The organism is Curvibacter sp. GW821-FHT01G03 (assembly GCF_059422285.1).
This window is the reverse complement of sequence record NZ_JBWKWP010000009.1, coordinates 194671-212950: the sequence shown is the minus strand read 5'-3', so window position 1 is coordinate 212950 and position 18280 is coordinate 194671. Positions and strand designations below refer to the sequence as shown.

17 protein-coding genes and 1 tRNA gene are annotated in these 18280 nt (G+C 63.8%); 10 read left to right on the top strand and 8 right to left on the bottom strand.

The window, feature by feature from the left end:
• Nucleotides 1-13 precede the first annotated feature (13 nt).
• The gene (locus AC07VS_RS15090) at nt 14-475 is read left to right on the top strand and encodes a DUF3429 domain-containing protein (RefSeq protein ID WP_027478084.1); all 462 of its coding nucleotides are present in this window, start codon (nt 14-16) and stop codon (nt 473-475) included.
• Nucleotides 476-507: 32 nt separating this feature from the next.
• Nucleotides 508-2406 (top strand): M61 family metallopeptidase, encoded by a 1899-nt coding sequence (locus AC07VS_RS15085; protein ID WP_494751347.1) that lies wholly within the window; start codon nt 508-510, stop codon nt 2404-2406.
• On the opposite strand, the gene AC07VS_RS15080 is transcribed toward AC07VS_RS15085, so the two are convergent.
• Nucleotides 2346-3161 carry an enoyl-CoA hydratase-related protein gene (locus AC07VS_RS15080; RefSeq protein ID WP_492347900.1) on the bottom strand — a complete coding sequence of 272 codons (816 nt, stop codon included), beginning with the start codon at nt 3159-3161 and terminating at the stop codon, nt 2346-2348. The genes AC07VS_RS15085 and AC07VS_RS15080 overlap by 61 nt on opposite strands.
• 143 nt (nt 3162-3304) lie before the next feature.
• Between AC07VS_RS15080 and AC07VS_RS15075 the strand changes: the two genes are divergently transcribed.
• The 3 genes from AC07VS_RS15075 (at nt 3305) to AC07VS_RS15065 (ending at nt 4639) form a co-directional block, all read left to right on the top strand.
• Nucleotides 3305-4084 (top strand): enoyl-CoA hydratase, encoded by a 780-nt coding sequence (locus AC07VS_RS15075; RefSeq protein WP_494751346.1) that lies wholly within the window; start codon nt 3305-3307, stop codon nt 4082-4084.
• An 88-nt stretch (nt 4085-4172) separates the two neighbouring features.
• Nucleotides 4173-4249: transfer RNA gene (locus AC07VS_RS15070), tRNA-Met, on the top strand.
• Between the two features lie 150 nt (nt 4250-4399).
• Nucleotides 4400-4639: a hypothetical protein gene (locus tag AC07VS_RS15065; protein ID WP_494751345.1), complete on the top strand. Its 240-nt coding sequence runs from the start codon at nt 4400-4402 to the stop codon at nt 4637-4639.
• Between the two features lie 60 nt (nt 4640-4699).
• Here AC07VS_RS15065 and AC07VS_RS15060 read toward each other — a convergent pair whose 3' ends face one another.
• Nucleotides 4700-4846: a hypothetical protein gene (locus tag AC07VS_RS15060; protein ID WP_492347897.1), complete on the bottom strand. Its 147-nt coding sequence runs from the start codon at nt 4844-4846 to the stop codon at nt 4700-4702.
• Between the two features lie 191 nt (nt 4847-5037).
• On the opposite strand from AC07VS_RS15060, the gene AC07VS_RS15055 reads away from it, so the two are divergent.
• Entirely contained in the window at nt 5038-5400 is a 363-nt protein-coding gene (locus tag AC07VS_RS15055) for a hypothetical protein (protein ID WP_492347896.1), read from the top strand.
• A gap of 52 nt (nt 5401-5452) precedes the next feature.
• Here the strand turns inward: AC07VS_RS15055 and otsB are convergent, their stop codons facing one another.
• Nucleotides 5453-6205: a trehalose-phosphatase gene (gene otsB / locus AC07VS_RS15050; RefSeq protein ID WP_494751344.1), complete on the bottom strand. Its 753-nt coding sequence runs from the start codon at nt 6203-6205 to the stop codon at nt 5453-5455.
• 8 nt (nt 6206-6213) lie between these two features.
• Nucleotides 6214-8463, bottom strand: a complete 2250-nt coding sequence (locus AC07VS_RS15045) for an alpha,alpha-trehalose-phosphate synthase (UDP-forming) (RefSeq protein WP_492347894.1) — start codon at nt 8461-8463, stop codon at nt 6214-6216.
• Between the two features lie 186 nt (nt 8464-8649).
• Here AC07VS_RS15045 and AC07VS_RS15040 point away from each other — a divergent pair, with 186 nt between their 5' ends.
• Entirely contained in the window at nt 8650-10452 is a 1803-nt protein-coding gene (locus AC07VS_RS15040) for a glycoside hydrolase family 15 protein (protein WP_494751343.1), read from the top strand.
• A gap of 178 nt (nt 10453-10630) precedes the next feature.
• On the opposite strand, the gene AC07VS_RS15035 is transcribed toward AC07VS_RS15040, so the two are convergent.
• Both AC07VS_RS15035 and orn read right to left on the bottom strand, forming a co-directional pair.
• Nucleotides 10631-12508 (bottom strand): DEAD/DEAH box helicase, encoded by a 1878-nt coding sequence (locus AC07VS_RS15035; RefSeq protein ID WP_492347892.1) that lies wholly within the window; start codon nt 12506-12508, stop codon nt 10631-10633.
• A 351-nt stretch (nt 12509-12859) separates the two neighbouring features.
• Entirely contained in the window at nt 12860-13426 is a 567-nt protein-coding gene (orn, locus tag AC07VS_RS15030; RefSeq protein ID WP_492347891.1) for an oligoribonuclease, read from the bottom strand.
• 36 nt (nt 13427-13462) lie between these two features.
• Between orn and AC07VS_RS15025 the strand changes: the two genes are divergently transcribed.
• From AC07VS_RS15025 to rsgA, 3 genes are read left to right on the top strand one after another with little or no spacing between them, the layout of a single operon-like run.
• Nucleotides 13463-14740, top strand: coding sequence for a M48 family metallopeptidase (locus tag AC07VS_RS15025; RefSeq protein ID WP_494751342.1), 1278 nt, complete (start codon nt 13463-13465; stop codon nt 14738-14740).
• Nucleotides 14741-14774: 34 nt separating this feature from the next.
• Nucleotides 14775-15134: a 4a-hydroxytetrahydrobiopterin dehydratase gene (locus tag AC07VS_RS15020; RefSeq protein ID WP_494656948.1), complete on the top strand. Its 360-nt coding sequence runs from the start codon at nt 14775-14777 to the stop codon at nt 15132-15134.
• Complete coding sequence (gene rsgA / locus AC07VS_RS15015) at nt 15091-16059, top strand: ribosome small subunit-dependent GTPase A (RefSeq protein WP_494657038.1); 969 nt, start codon at nt 15091-15093, stop codon at nt 16057-16059. Before AC07VS_RS15020 ends, rsgA begins: the two co-directional genes overlap by 44 nt.
• 24 nt (nt 16060-16083) lie before the next feature.
• On the opposite strand, the gene hisC is transcribed toward rsgA, so the two are convergent.
• A complete protein-coding gene (gene hisC / locus AC07VS_RS15010) occupies nt 16084-17163 on the bottom strand; it encodes a histidinol-phosphate transaminase (protein WP_494656950.1) in 1080 nt (359 codons plus the stop codon).
• 104 nt (nt 17164-17267) lie between these two features.
• Nucleotides 17268-18263: a CobD/CbiB family protein gene (locus tag AC07VS_RS15005; RefSeq protein WP_492347886.1), complete on the bottom strand. Its 996-nt coding sequence runs from the start codon at nt 18261-18263 to the stop codon at nt 17268-17270.
• Nucleotides 18264-18280: the final 17 nt, after the last annotated feature.

The window sequence follows — 18280 nt, the reverse complement described above, 5'->3', positions numbered from 1 at the left end:
CACAATCCGGGGCATGAACACCTCTGTCCCGACTCCCCATCCGGCTGGGGCTCCCCTGTCCCTCGTGATCGAACGCCTGGGTTATGCCGGCCTGGCGCCTTTCGTGTTGCTGGCCCTGCTGATGTGGCTGGTCACGCCCGACCTGATGCCCTTTGTGGCCCTGGCGCTGATGGCCTATGCGGCCACCGTGGCCTCGTTTCTGGGCGGCATCCATTGGGGTATCGCCTTTCAACAGGGTGAAGCAGCGCCGCGCATCCATCTGGTGTGGGGCGTGATCCCGCCCATCGTGGCCTGGATCGCCGTGGTGATGCCGATCTATGCTGGGCTGCCCTTGCTGGGCCTGCTGCTGGTGGTGTGCTACCTGGTGGATCGCAAGACCTGGACTTCGCCCCAACTGAGGCCCTGGCTCACCCTGCGCTTCAGGCTGACCGTGGTGGCCACCCTGAGCTGCCTGCTGGGCGCTGCCAATACCTGACCCCTCTGCCGACCGCCCCGCCTCAGGCCCGTATGAAACAACACCCCAGCGCACCGCACTACCGCATCGACGCCCGTCAACGGCACGCCCACCTGTATGAGGTGACCCTGACCATTCCCGCCCCCACGGCACAGCAGGAGGTCTCCCTGCCGGTGTGGATTCCGGGCAGTTACCTGGTGCGGGAGTTCTCCAAGAACCTGCAACAGCTGCAAGCCCGGCAGAAAGGCCGGCGCGTGGCGCTGCAGCAACTGGACAAATGCCGCTGGCAAGTGGCGAGCCAGGCCGGCAGCCCGCTGGAACTGCGCTACCAGGTCTACGCCTTTGACAACTCGGTGCGCACCGCGTGGCTGGACAGCCAGCGTGGCTTTTTCAACGGCACCAGCCTGTGCCTGCGGGTGCACGGCCAGGAAAGCCTGCCCCACCAGATCACGGTGGAATCCCCGGCTGAAGGCTGGAGCGCAGCCACGGCGCTGACGGCGCTGAAGGTCGACCGTCGCGGTTTTGGTCTGTACCAGGCGGCCGACTACGACGAGCTGGTGGACAGCCCCTTCGAACTGGGCGACTTCTGGCAGGCCAGCTTCACCGCCTGCGGCGTGGCACACCAGATCGTGGTGGCGGGCGCACCGGCGTCTTTTGACTCGGCCCGGTTGCTGCGCGACACCCAGCAGATCTGCGAAACCGCCATCCGTTTCTGGCACCCCGAGGTCGACGCCGCCCAGCCGGCGGCCAGCGGCGTGCCGCACTCGCGCTACGTCTTCATGCTCAATGTGGTGGATGACAACTACGGCGGGCTGGAGCACCGGGCCAGCACCGCGCTGATCTGCGGCCGCCGCGATCTGCCGCGCCTGGGCGAAGCCCGCACGCCCGAGGGTTACACCACCTTGCTGGGCCTGATCTGCCACGAGTACTTCCACACCTGGAACGTGAAGCGGCTGCGCCCCGCAGAACTGGCCCGCTACGACTACACCCAGGAGAACTACACCCCGTTGCTCTGGTTCTTCGAGGGCTTCACCAGCTACTACGACGACCTGCTGCTGCGTCGCGCCGGCCTGATCGACGATGCCGCCTACCTTCGCCTGCTCAACAAGGCCCTGAACCAGGTGCTGCAGGCCCCGGGGCGCCTGGTGCAGAGCGTGGCCGAAGCCAGCTTCGACGCCTGGGTGAAGTACTACCGGCAGGATGAAAACACGGCCAATGCCACCATCAGCTACTACACCAAGGGCTCGCTGGTGGCCCTGTGCCTGGACCTGACGCTGCGCGCCCAGGGACAGAGCCTGGACCAGGCCATGCGTGCGGTATGGCAGCGTTGCAGCGGCGGCCCCATGTGCGAAGACGACTTTGCCCAGGTGCTCAAAGAGGTTTCGGGCCGCGACTTCGGCCCCGAACTCAAGGCCTGGGTGCACGGCGTGGCCGACCTGCCGGTGCAGCCCTTGCTGGCGAAGGCCGGTGTGCGTTGGCACGATGACCCAGCCCAACCCGCGCAAGCCCTGGGCCTGCGCGTGACGGAAAACGGCAGCGTCCAGATCAAGGCGGTGTTGCGCGGTGGCCTGGCCGAGAAAGCCGGCATGGCGGCCGGTGATGAATGGCTTGGCCTGGAGGTGGGCCCGCAAGGCTGGCGCCTGTCCAAGCTGGACGACCTGGCGCTGTACGCGGGGCCGGCCAAGCGCGCCACCGCCTTGGTCGCGCGCGACCGGCGCCTGCTGCGACTGGCGTTGAAGCTGCCCGCCCAGGCCACCACGGTGCGCCTGGCCATCGAGCAGGCGGCCTGGGTCAAGGCCTGGCTGGGTGGGGACCCAATGCCAGCCCCTGCGTCAGCCGATGTGCCTGCCAGTGCACCGGCCGCCGCCACTGAAACCAAGGCCCGAGCGCCTCAATCGCCCCGGAAGACCGGGGCTCGCTTGGCCAAAAAGGCCTCGACCCCCTCAAAGTAATCGTGGGTGCGGCCCATGGCTGACTGGGCGTCGCGCTCGGCCAGCAACTGGGCGTCCAGCTCACGCGTGGTCGATTCGCGCAACAGCCGGCGGGTGGCCACCAAGGCCGCCGTGGGCATGGCCGCCAGGCGGCGGGCCAGCGTCAAGGTGGTGTCCAGGCAGTCGTCCGCCACATCCCAGATCAAGCCCCACTCCCGGGCCTGCTGAGCGCCCAGCTTGTCGCCCGTCAGCGCCAGGCCCAGCGCGCGGGTCAAGCCCACGCGGCGTGGCAGCAACCAGGTGCTGCCGGCATCTGGCACCAGCCCGATCTTGCTGAAAGCCTGGATGAAGCTGGCCTGAGGCGAGGCGATCGCCAGGTCGCAACTCATCACCAACGACATGCCGGCCCCCGCGGCCACCCCATTCACGGCAGCCAGCACCGGCATGCGCAAGGCCTGCAGACGCCGGGCGGTGGGGTTGAAGGCCTGATCGATCACCGGCCCCGGGTCGGCCCGGCGCACCCGATCGGGCCCCGGGGCAAAGTCGAAGGCCGACAGATCGGCCCCTGCACAAAAACCCCGGCCCGCGCCCGTCAGCACCACGGCCCGCACGTTCTCGTCGGCCTCGGCCGCATCCAGGGCCGCCCACAAGGCGCGGTGCATCGTCAGGTCAAAACTGTTGAGCGTCTGGGGCCGGTTGAAAGTGATCAAGGCCACTGCGCCAGCACTGGCGTCGTCGGTGGCATACAAAACTGCGGGCTGAGCTTCATCGGTCATGCCAAGTCTCCTGCTGGGTGTTTTGAATCTGGATCGATCATTCTGCCCAAAGCCTTCAGCACGCATTGCAACCCGTTTGACAGCCTGGCGACAAATGGCTTGGGTATAGTCCCGGCAACCCCTACTGACGGAGATATAGGTTTATGGCTTACGAAACCATCGAAGTGCGCGTCGAGGCTGATCAGGTCGGCATCATCACCCTGAACCGCCCCAAACAGCTCAACGCCCTGAACGACCAGCTGATGACCGAACTGGGCGCCGCCCTGCGCGAGTTCGATGCAGACGCCAAGATCGGCTGCATCATCGTCACGGGCAGCGAGCGGGCTTTTGCCGCAGGGGCCGACATTGCCGCCATGGCCAAGTTCAGCTTTCAGGATGTGTACAAGGGTGACTTCATCACGCGCAACTGGGAAACCATCCGCAGCATCCGCAAACCCGTGATTGCGGCCGTGGCAGGCTTTGCCCTCGGAGGCGGCTGCGAGCTGGCCATGATGTGCGACTTCATCATCGCGGCAGACAACGCCAAGTTTGGTCAGCCCGAGATCAAGATCGGTGTGATCCCGGGTGCTGGCGGCACACAGCGTCTGCCAAGGGCTGTCGGCAAATCCAAGGCCATGGACATGGCCCTCACGGCGCGCATGATGGACGTGGCCGAAGCCGAACGATCGGGCCTGGTCAGCCGGGTGGTGCCGTTGGACAAATTGATGGAAGAAGCCTTGGGGGCCGCCCTGGTGATCTGCTCCTACTCGCAGATTGCAGTGATGGCTGCCAAGGAGTCGGTCAACCGCGCCTTCGAGGGCACGCTGTCGGATGGCGTGATGTTCGAACGCCGCCTGTTCCACTCGCTGTTCGCGACACAGGACCAGAAGGAAGGCATGGACGCATTTTTGAACAAACGCAGCCCAAATTTCACCCACCAGTGATTTCGCCTCAAATTTTGTGTCTATAATTGAGGGCTCAGACGAAATGAGTTTGAAACAAAAGCCTCAATCGCAAGGCTTTTGAAAAGTTGGCGCTTTAGCTCAGTCGGTTAGAGCGATGGAATCATAATCCACAGGTCCGCGGTTCGAATCCGTGAAGCGCCACCAAAATTTCTCTATGTGCGACAAGCACTTGGACAAGAAAGCCACCTTCGGGTGGCTTTTTCGTTTCCGGGCCACTCCATCCGATGTCATGGCGGATGCAAGTAGATTACTGAAATCGGCGTCGCCCCAACCCCCCCCTCACTCACCGCCCTCATGGACCCACTTTCCCAACTCGGCATTGAGCTGCCCAGCGCGGCCTACCTCGTCGGTGCGGTGCTGTTCGGGCTGGTGGGCATGGTGGCCTGGCGCCATGGCAAACACACCCAACGCCCTGTCGTCAGATGGAGCGGGCTTGTTCTGATGCTCTACCCCTATGCCATCACAGAAACCTGGATGCTCTGGGCACTGGGCTCGATTCTTTGCGCATGGCTTTGGATTCAGTGGAACGACTGAGGCCCAAGTACCGAGCCACACCCGCACCCAGGCCAAGGCCCGCGCAGGCAGGCACCGCCCTCACAACCGAGGTGCCACCACGGCCGCAGAATCAACCGTGCTATCGAGGTCCGGACTCTCTGCGTCAGGGTTGGCCAAAGCATGCAGCTCGTAGCCGATCCACAGCAAGGCGAGCACCTGGGCAATCCTGAGGGCACGATCAATCACATTGTTCTCCGGTTTGAAACTGCCCTCATTGGAACAGAACACCGGCCTCGATCGATTCTTGCAGCCCAGGCTGGCCAGGATGGATGCGCGGCGTGAAATAGGTCCGGAATCTGGCGGACACACCACTCAGATCAAGGCATCCAGGGGCGGGCACGATTGACAATCCAGACTCCGTCAAGCCTGCCTGCGTCATGGAAGTCTTTGTCAACAGCGTACTCAAACGAGCCGGGGGGCCAGCAAGCGATCTGAACAAGGCCATCGATCTCATTGAAGAGCACGACAACCTGCTGGCACTTGAGTTTCTGGATTCAGCGTTTCAACAAATGGGCCCGGCGGAAGTACCACGGCCCTTGCGTCATGCCCTGGATGCGAGGCGATCGACACTGCTGCTGGCGTTTTACAGGCGCTCTGTGGAGTACCTCCGATCATTCGAACCCCTGGAACAGTTGCTCAGGAACGGCTTCCCAGGCCTGACCATGGTCGACCGCTATGCGCTCAAGGAAGCCATCCAGCAGCAAGTGGCCAGGATCAAGGCCGATTTGAACCTGCCTTGAATGTCGACCCGGCCAAAACCCGGACCCAGGCGTGCCCCCACGCGCACGGCCTCTAGGGCCGCGCCATCAGCTGCGGCAGGATCAGGTCCAGCAATTGCGCCATGGCCGCAGGATCTTCCAGGCAATACAGGGCCCGGCTGACGGCCTCCGGCGAGCCGATGCGCACGGTCAACCAATCAGGCCGTGCGCGTTCAAAGACAGGCTCGTCGTTCACGTCGTCACCAGCAAACAACAGGCCGTTGCAGGCACTGAGCGCCAGAAGACGCAGCACGGCATCGGCCTTGTCAGGGGCCGAACGTTGCAACACATTGACGACGGCTTTCCCCCCCAGCGTGGACAGGTCGGCAGGCAGCGGATGCAACCAGTCCTGGATGGCCTGCAACGCGTGTTGCGGGTCAGGTGCCTGGCGGTAGTGCAGGGCGAGCGAGAACCGCTTGTCCTCGAACGCAACGCCGGCCGCCTGCGGTACACCACCACGCTCAAGCCATCGGGCACGCAGACTTGCCAATCCAGTGGACTCGGCCACATGGCCCAAGCCTTCGGCACCGTGGTTGCCAATCAGGTAGTGCGGACGGAACCCCAGCCTCGGCCGGGCGTCCGCCACACTGCGACCGGTGACCACCGCCACCGGCGCCACCATCGCCAGTTGCCGAAGGCGATTGGCCAAGGCATCTGGCACACGGGCATCGGCCGGGTGTTCGACGATCGGGGCCAAGGTACCGTCGAGGTCAAAAGCGAACAAGACTCGCCGACACATCAAACGGGACAGTGCCTGCAGCCCCTGGGCAGTCAAAAGATGTTGCATGGCAGCTCTCAAGCGCCGTTGTGGCGTTGCATGCGGGCTTCAATGCGCTCCCGCAGGCGCCAACGCGCGGCATCGGTGAGCATGCGGCCCGCCCAGCGGTACACATTGTCGTCACGCACCGTGGTGCGCAGATTGCCCATGCGCTCGCGTTGCTCGGCCTCAGGCATGGTCAGGGCACGGTGCAAGGTATCGGCGCCTTCTTCCACATGGTAGGGGTTGATGATCAAGGCCTCGTTCAGCTCGGCCGCGGCGCCAGCAAAACGGCTCAGCACCAGCACGCCCTGTTCGTCGTCGCGCGCAGCCACGAACTCTTTGCAAACCAGGTTCATGCCGTCGTGCAAGCTGGTGACCAGGCAGATCTCGCTGGCACGATAGAGCTCGTTCACAGCGTCGAATTCGTGGTGTTCGGCCAACAGGTAGACCGGCAGGCAGTCCGGCCGGCCAAACCGCGCATTGAGTCGTTCAGTGGCCTGATGGATGCGCTGCTGAAAGGCCTGGTACTCATCCAGCGCGCTGCGCGAGGGTGCAGCCACCTGGACCAGACTGAACTGCCCCACCCACTGCGGGTACTTTTCGAGCAAGCGCTCGACCGCATGTAGCCGCTCCAGAATGCCCTTGGTGTAGTCGAAGCGATCCACCCCCACGGCCAGCTTGTGCCCCGCAGGCAGCCCCAGGCGCTGGCGCACCGCCTCGCGACAGGCCGCGATGGCTGGCCAACGTTGTCGCTCCTGCTCATCGGGCCAGGCGATTGAAATCGGGTAGCTCTCGATCAGCGTGGTCTGCTTGTTGACGGTGATGGTCGAATGCTCGTGCTCGATGCGAGCCTCCAGGTGACGGTCAACGGTTTCCATGAAGTTCTTGCAGTGGAAGCGCGTATGAAAGCCGATGATCGTGCTGCCCAACAGGCCTTGCAGCAGCTCCTCGCGCCAGGGGCAGATGCCAAAGGACTCCGGGTTGGGCCAGGGGATGTGCCAAAACGTGAGAATGGTGGCCCGCGGCAAGCGCTGACGGATCAAGGCGGGCAGCAAGGCCAGGTGATAGTCCTGTACCAACACCACGGGATCTGCACTGCGTGCCTCGGCCACCACAGCGTCTGCAAAGCGCTCGTTCACGGCGCGGTAGGCCACCCAATCGGACTCGCGGAACACAGGGCGCACATGGGCCACATGGCACAGCGGCCACAGACCTTCATTGGAGAAACCGCTGTAATAACCCCGCTCCTCGTCGGCACTGAGCCAAAGGCGTCGCAGGGTGTAGTCGGCACTGCCTGGCGGCACCATCACCCGGTCGTGCGCATCGACAACGCTGCGGTCAGCGCTGCCCCCACCGTGGGCAATCCAGGTGCCTGAGCATGCACGCATCACCGGCTCGACGGCCGTGACCAGGCCACTGGCCGGTCGTTTGCACACGATGCTGTCACCGCGATGCTCATGGATGTAAGGCTCGCGGTTGGACACCACCATCAACTCGTCACCGCGCAACTGCGAGCGCAGCAAGGCGCGCAGGCGCTCGGGCCCCCAGTGGTCATCGCGATCGAGCGATCGCCGGTAGCTGTCCTCCAGGTCACGCAGGCGCTCGCGAAAATCAGCCGCCAGAGGCGCCAATTCACCACGCGTGCTGATCAGCGGGCTCAACAAGCCCTCGCCACGCAGCAGCGCCCGCGCGCCGGAGACCCATCCGCGCCAGCTCAGCTGCGCGACCACCACCGTGATCACCGAGATGACCAGCCCCAGACCGGCCATGAAGGCGATGAGGTATTTCTGCGTGTCCTGGCTGCGCCGCTCCACAAAGCTGAGGTCGTGCAGCAGCACCAGATTGCCCACCCGCTCGCCATCGACCACCACCGGATGCATGCCCACATGCACCGCGCCGCTGGCCAAAGGCAGCTGGGCCAGGGTTTGAGCCGCCAGGCTGCGCGCCTGAGCACACCCGAGATCGGGCGGGTAGGTTCCGGTCTTGTGGACGATGGTGTCGTCAGAACCACACAAGGCCACCGCAAACAGCCGTTCGTCCTGCACCGCCCGATTGAACAGCGCCTGCAGTCGCGCAGTGCGCAGGCGCGCGGGCTCAGGCAGGGCCTCGGCAATGGGCTCGGTCAGCGCACGGGTCACCAACTCGCCCCGCAGCGACAGGTCCCGTGACGACCAGCGCAGCGTGAGCTTGTCCATCAAAGGCAGCGCCAGGTAGGCAGCTGCCACCAAGGTCAACACCAATGGCAACAAAAATCGGAACTGCAATCGCAAGGTATTCAAAATCATGGTTCTACCCTTCCCTTCTTGCCCCTCCCCATCTCCTTCCCCCTGCCGCCATCCGGGTCCGGACTTCATGGAAAACCCGATTTGCCAGATCATGCGTCGGGTGGACTTCAACCCACTGGGCCGTCAAAATACATTTGCACAAATATACATGACTGCATTTGACAACCCGTATCCAGGAGGTGTGCCGTGCCCCAGTTACAGCCCAACGCCAACCTCGAGTTGGCCCTGATCGGCAATTGCGCCATCAACGCACTCATCGATCGCCAGGCCCGCATCGTGTGGTGCTGCATGCCGCGCCCCGATGCCGATCCTTTGTTTCATGCGCTGCTCGATTCAGCCGACGGCATAGGCCTCGATGGAACACTGGCCGTCGAGTTGGAGGGTCTGTGCCGGACAGAGCAGGCCTACGATGAAAGCACAGCCCTTGTGCGAACGCGTCTTTTCAACACAGCCGGTGCGGGTATCGAGGTGCTTGATTTCGCACCGCGTTATCGCAGCCGCGATCGCATGTTCAGGCCAGCTCAGTTGGTACGCCGGGTCCGCCCGCTGGCGGGCCATCCCAGGGTGCGCTTCGTGCTGAGACCCCGTGCAGATTGGGGCAACACCCGGCCTGAGCTGACCCGTGGGAGCAACCATGTGCGTTATGTGATGCCGGACGGGACCTGGCGGGTCAACACCAATGTCCCGATCACCTACCTGGTGGAGGAGACCTGGTTTTCGTTGTCCGGGCCGGTGAGCCTGTTGCTGGGCCCTGACGAATCGCTCAACGGGGGCATCGAAGAAACGGCGCGCCTTTTTGAAGAAGAAACCCACGCCTATTGGCGTCATTGGACCTCGCGCCTGGCCCTGCCGCTGGAATGGCAGGACGCCGTGATCCGCGCGGCCATCACCCTCAAGCTGTGCCAGTTCGAAGAGACCGGCGCCATCCTCGCCGCCGTGACCACCAGCCTGCCAGAGGCGCCACACAGCCAGCGCAACTGGGACTACCGCTATTGCTGGCTGCGCGATGCCTTTTTTGTGGTCCGGGCACTCAACAGCCTGGCCGAGGTGGGCACCATGGAAGACTACCTGCGTTGGTTGCACGATGTGGTGCGCGCCAGCCCCGGTCACGTGCAACCTTTGTACGGCGTAGGCCTGGAGTCACAACTACCCGAACGCCTGCAAGCCGGCCCCGCCGGATACCGGGGGATGGGGCCGGTGCGGGTCGGCAATCAGGCCTACGAGCATTTCCAGCACGATGTGTACGGCAACATTGTGCTGGGCGCGGCCCAGTCCTTCCACGATCACCGCCTGCAGAGGCGGGCCGATGCCGAAGACTTCAGACTGCTTGAACGCATGGGCGAACAAGCCTGGCTCTTGCATGACGCCCCCGACGCCGGGATGTGGGAGTTGCGCACCCGGGCCAGGGTGCACACCTCCTCATCCCTGATGTGCTGGGCCGCCTGCGACCGCCTGGCCAAGATCGCCCGCAAGCTGATCTTGCCCGAGCGTGAAGCTCTCTGGGCTGAACGAGCCACGCTGATCCGGCAAAAGATCCTCGAGCGAGCATGGAGCGACAAACGCCAGGCCTTTGTTGAAAGCTTTGAAGGCGAGCACCTGGACGCCAGCGTGCTGCTGATGTGCGAAGTGGGATTCATTGATGCACTCGACCCCCGTTTCGTGAGCACGGTCCGGGTTCTGGACAACGAACTGTGCGACGGCCCCTTCATGCGTCGTTATGAGGCGCCTGATGATTTTGGCCTGCCTGAAACAGCCTTCAATGTGTGCTCATTCTGGCGGGTGGATGCCCTGGCCCGGGTGGGACGCCTGGACGAAGCACGCGCCAGCTTCGAGCGCCTGCTCAGCCATCGCAATCATGTGGGGTTGCTCTCGGAGGATTTGGCACCCAAGACAGGCGAACTCTGGGGCAACTTCCCTCAGACCTACTCAATGGTCGGGATCATCCACGGTGCCATGCGCCTGTCCCGCCCCTGGGATCAGGTGGTGTAAGAGGATCAAGCCGGCACCAGGCTCTGGTCGCTTGCCATGCCACGCCATGCCGTGGTTTTGTGGCTGCTGCCCCCCTCGCCAGACGCAAAAAAGCGCCGGCACCTTGCGGTGTCAGCGCTTTCAAAGCGGCAACCGTGTCAGTCAAGCGGCCGAACCGGCCCTTGACTGGACAGCAAGTTCAACGAACGGGACGCTTGCGCGCATCGTGCGGAACGAAAGGCCGGGCCGGGCCGGGGCCGGCATGGCGCGGCGCGCCACCCGGCTTGCGGGCAGCAAAATCACCGCGGGGAGCAGCGCCGCCGAAATCACCAAAGCCCGTCTTGCGGCCGTAACCTTGGCCATCGCGCTGCGGCTCACGACGGCCACCGCCGAAGCTGTCAGCCCCTTGGAAACCTTCGCCGCGGGCTGGGCGCTGGCCACGGTCGCCCTGACCGCCAAAGCCACCACCGAAACCACCCCGGTCACCGCCGCCAAAGCCGCCACGGTCACCGCCACCAAAACCGCCGCGATCGCCACCGGCAAAACCGCCACGGCCACCGCCGCCGAACTTGCGGTCACGCGGACCGTAGTCACGGCCTTCGCTGCCACGGCCACGGCCACCGAAGTCGCCACGCGGACGCGCATCGAAGCGCTGTTGCGGCTCCATGCCGGGGATGACTTCGGCCTTGAAAGTCTGCTTGCTGTAACCCTCGATGTCGAAGATCTTGCGACGATCGCGGAACTCGGCAAAGGTAATGGCCAGACCATCGCGACCTGCACGGCCAGTACGGCCGATGCGGTGGGTGTAGTCTTCAGCCTTCATCGGCAGGCCAAAGTTGAACACGTGGGTGATGGTGGGAACGTCGATGCCACGCGCAGCCACGTCGGTGGCCACCAGGATCTGCACCTGACCATTGCGCAGTGCCATCAGGCGGCGATTGCGCAGGCCTTGGCTCAAGGCCCCGTGCAGGGCCACAGCCGAAAAGCCTTCTTGCTGCAGGTCGGTGGCCAGGCCGTCGCATTCCACCTGGGTGCTGGCGAACACAATGGCTTGGTCGATGCTGGTGTCGCGCAGCCAATGGTCGAGCATCTTGCGCTTGTGCTGAGCGTTGTCAGCCCAGAACAGCACCTGCTTGATGTTGGCGTGCTTTTCCTGCGGGGAATCGATCTGGATGCGTTGCGGCTCGCGCATCACGCGGGCAGCCAGTTGCTGAATGCGCGGCGCGAAGGTGGCGCTGAACATCATGGTCTGCTGACGCTGGATCGTGAGCTGGTTGATTTCAGCCAGGTCGTCCGAGAAACCCAGATCGAGCATGCGGTCGGCTTCGTCGACCACCAGGAACTGAACCTGGTCCAGCTTGATCTGCTGCGAGCGCTGCAGGTCAAGCAGGCGACCCGGCGTGGCCACCACCAGATTGGCGTTTTGCAGCTTGGCGATCTGCACTTGGTAGGGCATGCCGCCCACCACGTTGGCAACGCGCAGGCCACGGCAATGCTTGACCAGGTCGATGGCGTCATGGGCCACCTGCTGTGCCAGTTCGCGGGTCGGGCACAGGATCAGGGCGCCGGGAACGGCGGCCTTGAAATTGCGGGCGTTGGTGGGGTCTTTGCGCTTGGGGCGCTTGGGGGCGGGCTCACCGCGGGCGGCGGCCTCAGCCACGGCACGGTCGAACTCGGCACGGGCATCAGCCTCGGCCTGGGCCTGCTGCTGGATCAGCGTGTGCAGCACCGGCAGCAGGAAGGCGGCGGTCTTGCCGCTGCCCGTCTGGCTGGAGACCATCAAGTCGATGTAGCGGGCGGCTTCGCCGGCTTGCACATCGGCGGGCAAGGCCAGCGGAATGGCCTTCAACTGCACGGAGGTGGGTTCGGTGTAGCCCAGGTCGGCCACGGCCTGGACCAGTTCGGGCGCCAGGCCCAGCTTCACGAAGCCATTGGGGAGAGCGGGTTCTGCGGGCTGGCTGGCAGCATCAGATTCGGTACCCAGCACCTGGGCGGCAACTTGGGCCACCACGGCGGCGGTGGAAACAAAGGATTCGGCAGGCGCGATGTCGCCCTGCACTGCAAGAGTGTCGGTCATGGTTTTCTCACACGAAATGCGCCGCCGGCGTAGCCAGCGGACGCTTCGTCAATGGTTAAACAACATCAACCATCAAACGAAGCCTGAACCATCTGGTGTCTGGGAGACGATGGTGCGGGTGGGCGTTTCAGCGAATCTGGAAGACCGACATTCATCGATCCGGACGAGACCTGCTTTTCTGGAAAGCTCTGGGTCACCGTCCACAGCCGCAAGCCCGGGAGTGAAGGGAGATGCACAAGAAGCACCCGTTTCCGAGTGCAGCCTGCGATTGTGACAGGTTCAGGGTTTTCCCGCAAGAGAAAGACCAAAAATGACCGTCATGCGCCGCCGGTGATGGCGGACCCAGCGAATTTATGACTTGAGGAAGTGCTGACGGTAATGCGCCAGCTCGTCGATCGATTCATGCACATCCGCCAAGGCCGTGTGCTTCTGCGCCTTCTTGAAGCTGGCATAGACCTCGGGCTTCCAGCGCCTGGAAAGCTCCTTGAGCGTGCTGACGTCCAGGTTTCGGTAGTGAAAGAACGCCTCCAGCTTGGGCATGTACTTGACCAGAAAGCGCCTGTCCTGCCCGATGGAGTTGCCACACATGGGGGCCTTGCCCTTGGGCACGTACTGGCGGATGAACTCGATCAAGCCCGCTTCGGCCTCGGCCTCGGTGGTGGTGGATGCCTTGACCTTGTCGATCAGGCCGCTGCGGCCATGGGTGCCCTTGTTCCAGGCATCCATCTTGTCCAGTTGCGCATCGCTCTGGTGAATCACAAAAACAGGCCCCTCGACGCGGGGCTCCAGGTTCGGTCCGGTCACGACCACGGCGATCTCGATCAAGCGGTCTACCTCGGGGTCCAGTCCGGTCATTTCGCAATCCAGCCACACCAGGTTGAGGTCGGATTTGCTCAGGGGAGATATGGTTTCTGACATGGGCCGATTGTCGCTGATGACCTAAACTCCGCCACCATGCCTGAAGCCTCTTCCACCCTGAACCCTGCGCTGTTGCTCACCAGCGTTTTTGCACTGGCCCTGGTGGCCAGCGTGTTGCTGCGCCTTTGGCTTTCGTCGCGCCAGATCCGCCATGTGGCCCGGCACCGCGCCAACGTGCCGACGCCTTTCTCGCAGAGCATCTCCCTGGCCGCACATCAGAAGGCGGCCGACTACACCATTGCCAAAAGTCAGCTGGGCATGCTGGAGCTGGCCTGGAGCACGGCCACGCTGATGGCCTGGACGCTGCTGGGCGGCCTGGACGCCCTGAACCAGTCCCTGCTTGGCTGGCTGGGCGCGGGCATGGTGCAACAGATGGCCTTGCTGGGCAGCTTCGTGCTCATCGGCGGGCTGCTGGACCTGCCGTTTTCGCTTTACCAGACCTTTGTGATCGAAGAGCGCTTCGGCTTCAACAAGATCACCTGGCGCCTGTGGCTGGGTGATCTTGTGAAGTCCAGCCTGCTCGGTGCGCTGATCGGCCTGCCGCTGGCCAGCCTGATCCTTTGGCTGATGGGCAGCACCGGGCGCTTCTGGTGGCTTTGGGCCTGGAGCACCTGGATGGCCTTCAGCCTGCTGATGATGGTGATCTTCCCGACCTTCATTGCGCCGCTGTTCAACAAGTTCCAACCGCTGGAAGATGAGACGCTCAAGTCGCGGGTGACGGCCCTGATGCAACGCTGCGGCTTCTCGGCCAAAGGTCTTTTCGTGATGGATGGCAGCCGGCGCAGCGCCCATGGCAATGCCTATTTCACGGGCTTTGGCGCAGCCAAGCGGGTGGTGTTTTTCGACACCCTGCTCAGCAAGCTCTCACCCGCCGAAGTGGATGCCGTGCTGGCCCATGAACTGGGGCACTTCAAGCACAAGCACATCCTGAAGCGCTTGCTTGGCGTGTTTGCGTTCAGCCTGGCTGGCTTTGCCTTGCTGGGCTGGGTCAGTGGGCAGGTGTGGTTCTTTGCCGGGCTGGGGGTGCAGCCCTCGCTGACAGGCGCCAATGACGCCCTGGCTTTGCTGCTGTTCATGCTGGTGGTGCCGGTGTTCAGCTTTTTTGTGTCGCCCCTGATGGCACGCATGTCGCGACGCCACGAGTTCGAGGCCGATGCCTACGCGGTGGCCCAGACCGATGGGCAGGCCCTGGCCAGCGCCCTGCTCAAGCTTTACGAGGACAATGCCTCCACGCTGACGCCGGACCCGGTGTTTGCCAATTTTTACTACTCCCATCCCCCGGCCTCCGAACGGCTGGTTCGCCTGGGCACTTGAAACGGTTTTGTCTTTGGCCCACACGCATCTCACCATGAACGCCCCGCAATCCCCCGCGAAGCCCGAGCGCACCATGCGCGCCCTGAGCCCGACCGAGATCGTGACCCGACTGGCGCGCCACCCAGGCTGGCGACTCAACGGCGATGGCGCCGACGTCTGCATCGAGAAGGCCTTTGAATTCGACAGCTACGCGGACACCATGGCCTTCGTCAATGCAGTGGCCTTCGTTGCTCGTCGACGCGATCATCACCCGGAAATGACGGTGCGGCCGCACAGCTGCGTGGTGCGCTTCAACACCCATGATGTGAAGGGCCTGTCCGAGCGCGACTTCGATGCCGCCACCCAGGTGGATGGACTGCTCAACACCGACCCCGCAGGCAGCCCCCGTGAGTGATCGCCGCACCTTGCACGAAGGCCTGGTGGTCGCCAGCCACGGGCGCCACTGCGTCGTCGAGAGTTCAGATGGCGTGCGGCGGATCTGCCACCCTCGCGGCAAGAAGAGTCAGGCAGTGGTGGGTGACCGGGTGAGCTGGCTGTCGGCCACGCCGGGCCAAGGCGAGGAAGGCACCATCGAGAAGGTGCTGCCCCGCAAGAACCTGTTCTACCGGCAAGACGAAATACGCACCAAGTCCTTTGCCGCCAACCTCGATCAGGTGCTGATCCTGGTGGCGGCCGAGCCCGAGTTCTCGGCCCACCAGCTTTCGCGCGCCCTGATCGCGGCCGAAGCCGAACACATCACGCCGATCATCGGTCTTAACAAGAGCGATCTCGTCGAGCCCTTTGCCCGCGCCTGGGCCCGACTGGCCCCCTACCGGCACATGCATTACGGTGTTCTGCCCTTGTCGCTCAAACAGTCGGGAGAAGTCGATCGCGAGCACCTTTTGCGGCTTCTGAGCCACAAGAACACCCTGGTGCTGGGGCCCTCGGGCTCCGGCAAAAGCACGCTGATCAACCTGCTGGTGCCTGGGGCTCTGGCCGAGACCCAGGAGATTTCGCAGGCCCTGAACTCAGGCAAGCACACGACCACCAGCACTTCGTGGTACTGGGTGGACGCAGAGCGCCAGACCGGCCTGATCGATTCCCCCGGCTTCCAGGAGTTCGGACTGCATCACATCGACCCGGCCCAATTGGCGGCTTACATGCCCGACCTCAAGCCCCATGTGGCGAACTGCAAGTTCTACAACTGCACCCACTTGCACGAGCCAGGCTGCGGCGTGATGGCCGCAGTGAGCGCCGAAGACCGGCCGGACGCCATCAGCGAACAACGCTACCGCATCTATGCCGACCTGTTCGCGGAACTGAGTCAAAGCCGCTATTGAAGCCTTGACGGCCTCGCCACCCGCTCAAGCGGGCAAGAGGGGCCGCAAGGCCTCGACCAGGGCATGGCACTGGTCCGGCGTACCCACCGTGATGCGCAGGTACTGGTCAATGCGCGGCAAACGGAAGTGCCGCACCAGCACCGCGCGCTCACGCAGCCCGGCAGCCAGCAAGCCCGCATCACATGCCGGGTGGCGAGCGAACAGAAAATTGGTCTGCGAGGGCAGAACCTCGAAACCCAGATCCTCAAGCTGCAGGGCCAGGCCTTCGCGGCTGTGCATCACCGCTTGGCGCGTCTTGTCAAAATAGGCTTGATCCTCGTAGGCCGCCTGCGCGCCCGCTTGGGCCAGCTTGTCTAGGGGGTAGGAGTTGAAGCTGTTCTTGACCCGCTCCAGGGCGTCGATCAGGTGGCGCTGCCCCATCGCCACCCCCACCCGCAATCCCGCCAGCGAGCGGGACTTGGACAAGGTGTGCACCACCAGCAGGTTCGGGTGCTGCTCAATCAAGGACACCGCGCTCTGGCCGCCAAAGTCAACATAGGCCTCGTCCACCAACACCACCTTGTCGGGGTGCTGGCGCAGCAGGCGCTGGATCTCAGCCAAGGGCAAGCCGATACCGGTAGGGGCATTGGGATTGGCCACCACCACACCTGCGGTCACGGAACCCGCCGGCGCGACCAGATCAGCAACCTCCAGCCGAAGCCCTTCACGCAAAGGGATTTTCAGCGCAGGGATGCCATACAGATCGCAATAAACACTGTAGAAGCTGTAGGTGATGTCCGGCATCAGCAGCGGGGCGCCACCGTGCTGGAAAAAGGCCTGGAAGGCGTGGGCCAAGACCTCATCCGACCCGTTGCCCACGAACACCTCACCCCACTGCAAACCATGGTGGGCCGCGATGGTGCGACGCAATTCGAGGGACTCCGGATCAGGGTAGCGCTCCAGGCCCGCAAGGGTAGCGGCATGGATCGCGGCCAGCACCCGAGGCGATGGCGGGTAAGGGTTCTCGTTGGTGTTGAGCTTGACCAGGCCGGCCATGCGCGGCTGCTCACCGGGCACATAGGGCTTGAGCGTGCCCACCAGGGGGCTCCAGAAACTTGGATTCATGACGGATCTCTCGCTTGCATGAGGGCCCCAGGGTGCAGGGCAGAATCAAGACGGGGCCTTGGACGGGCCCGGGGCTGTCAGGCGCAGCGTCCTGACAGCTGTGATCAACCCAGCAGACGGGCCAGCGTCAGCAGGGCCAACAAAACCATCCACACCACGACAGAGCGCCACACCAAGCCCACGATCTGGGCCAGGTGAGCGACCTCCGGCTCTCGGCCCGGCGTGCTGTCGCTGTCTGCCGACTCGGCATCGGCCTCGCCTGCCGAAAATTCGGGCAGTTGAGAAGGCAAGGCGGTGACTTTCAAGGCCTCGCCACCCAGACGCACATTGATCGCCCCTGCCGTCGCGGCCAGCACCACACCGTCGTTGTCATTGGGAAACCGCTGGGCATGGTAGCGCCAGCCATCGATGGCCTCCTCGAAGTTACCAACCACCGCGAAGACCAGCGCCGTCAGGCGCGCGGGCAGCCAATCGATCACAGTCCAGGACTGGGCGGCAGCACGTTGAAGGGCATCGCTCACTGCCTGCTGCCCCACGCGATTGCGGTAACGCCAATAACGCGACACAAACTCGGACAAGCGGTAGATCACCGCCCCTGCGGGCCCCAGGCCGACCGCCGCGAGCACGGAGTACCAGGCCAGCACGCCAAACACGTGCCGGTGGGCCGCCAGCACCGAGTACTCGATCACATGGCGCACGATCTCACTGCGCGGCAACTCGCTGGCATCCACCTGCTGCCACTGGGCCAACAGCTCACGGGCTCGCGCCTCGTCCCCATCTTCCAGGGCATCGCGGATGTCGGTGAAATGGTGGCTGAACTGCCGGAATCCCAGGGTGACGTACAGCACAGCCACGTTCCAGAGCATGGCCACTGGCCAGCCCACAAACACCCACAGCAACCAGTGGATGGCCAGCGCCATCAGCGCCGGAAACAGCACAGCGAGGCCCCAGGTGATCCAGCCATGCTGAGGTTTGCCGGCATCAAAATTGCGGCTGGCCGTGCGCGCCCAGGCCCGCAATCCCGCATGAATCGGATTGCTGCGCCCCAACGGCCGGGCCTGCTCGATCAACAAAGCCAAAAGAATGGCGAAAAAACTCATGTCGCGATGATACCGGG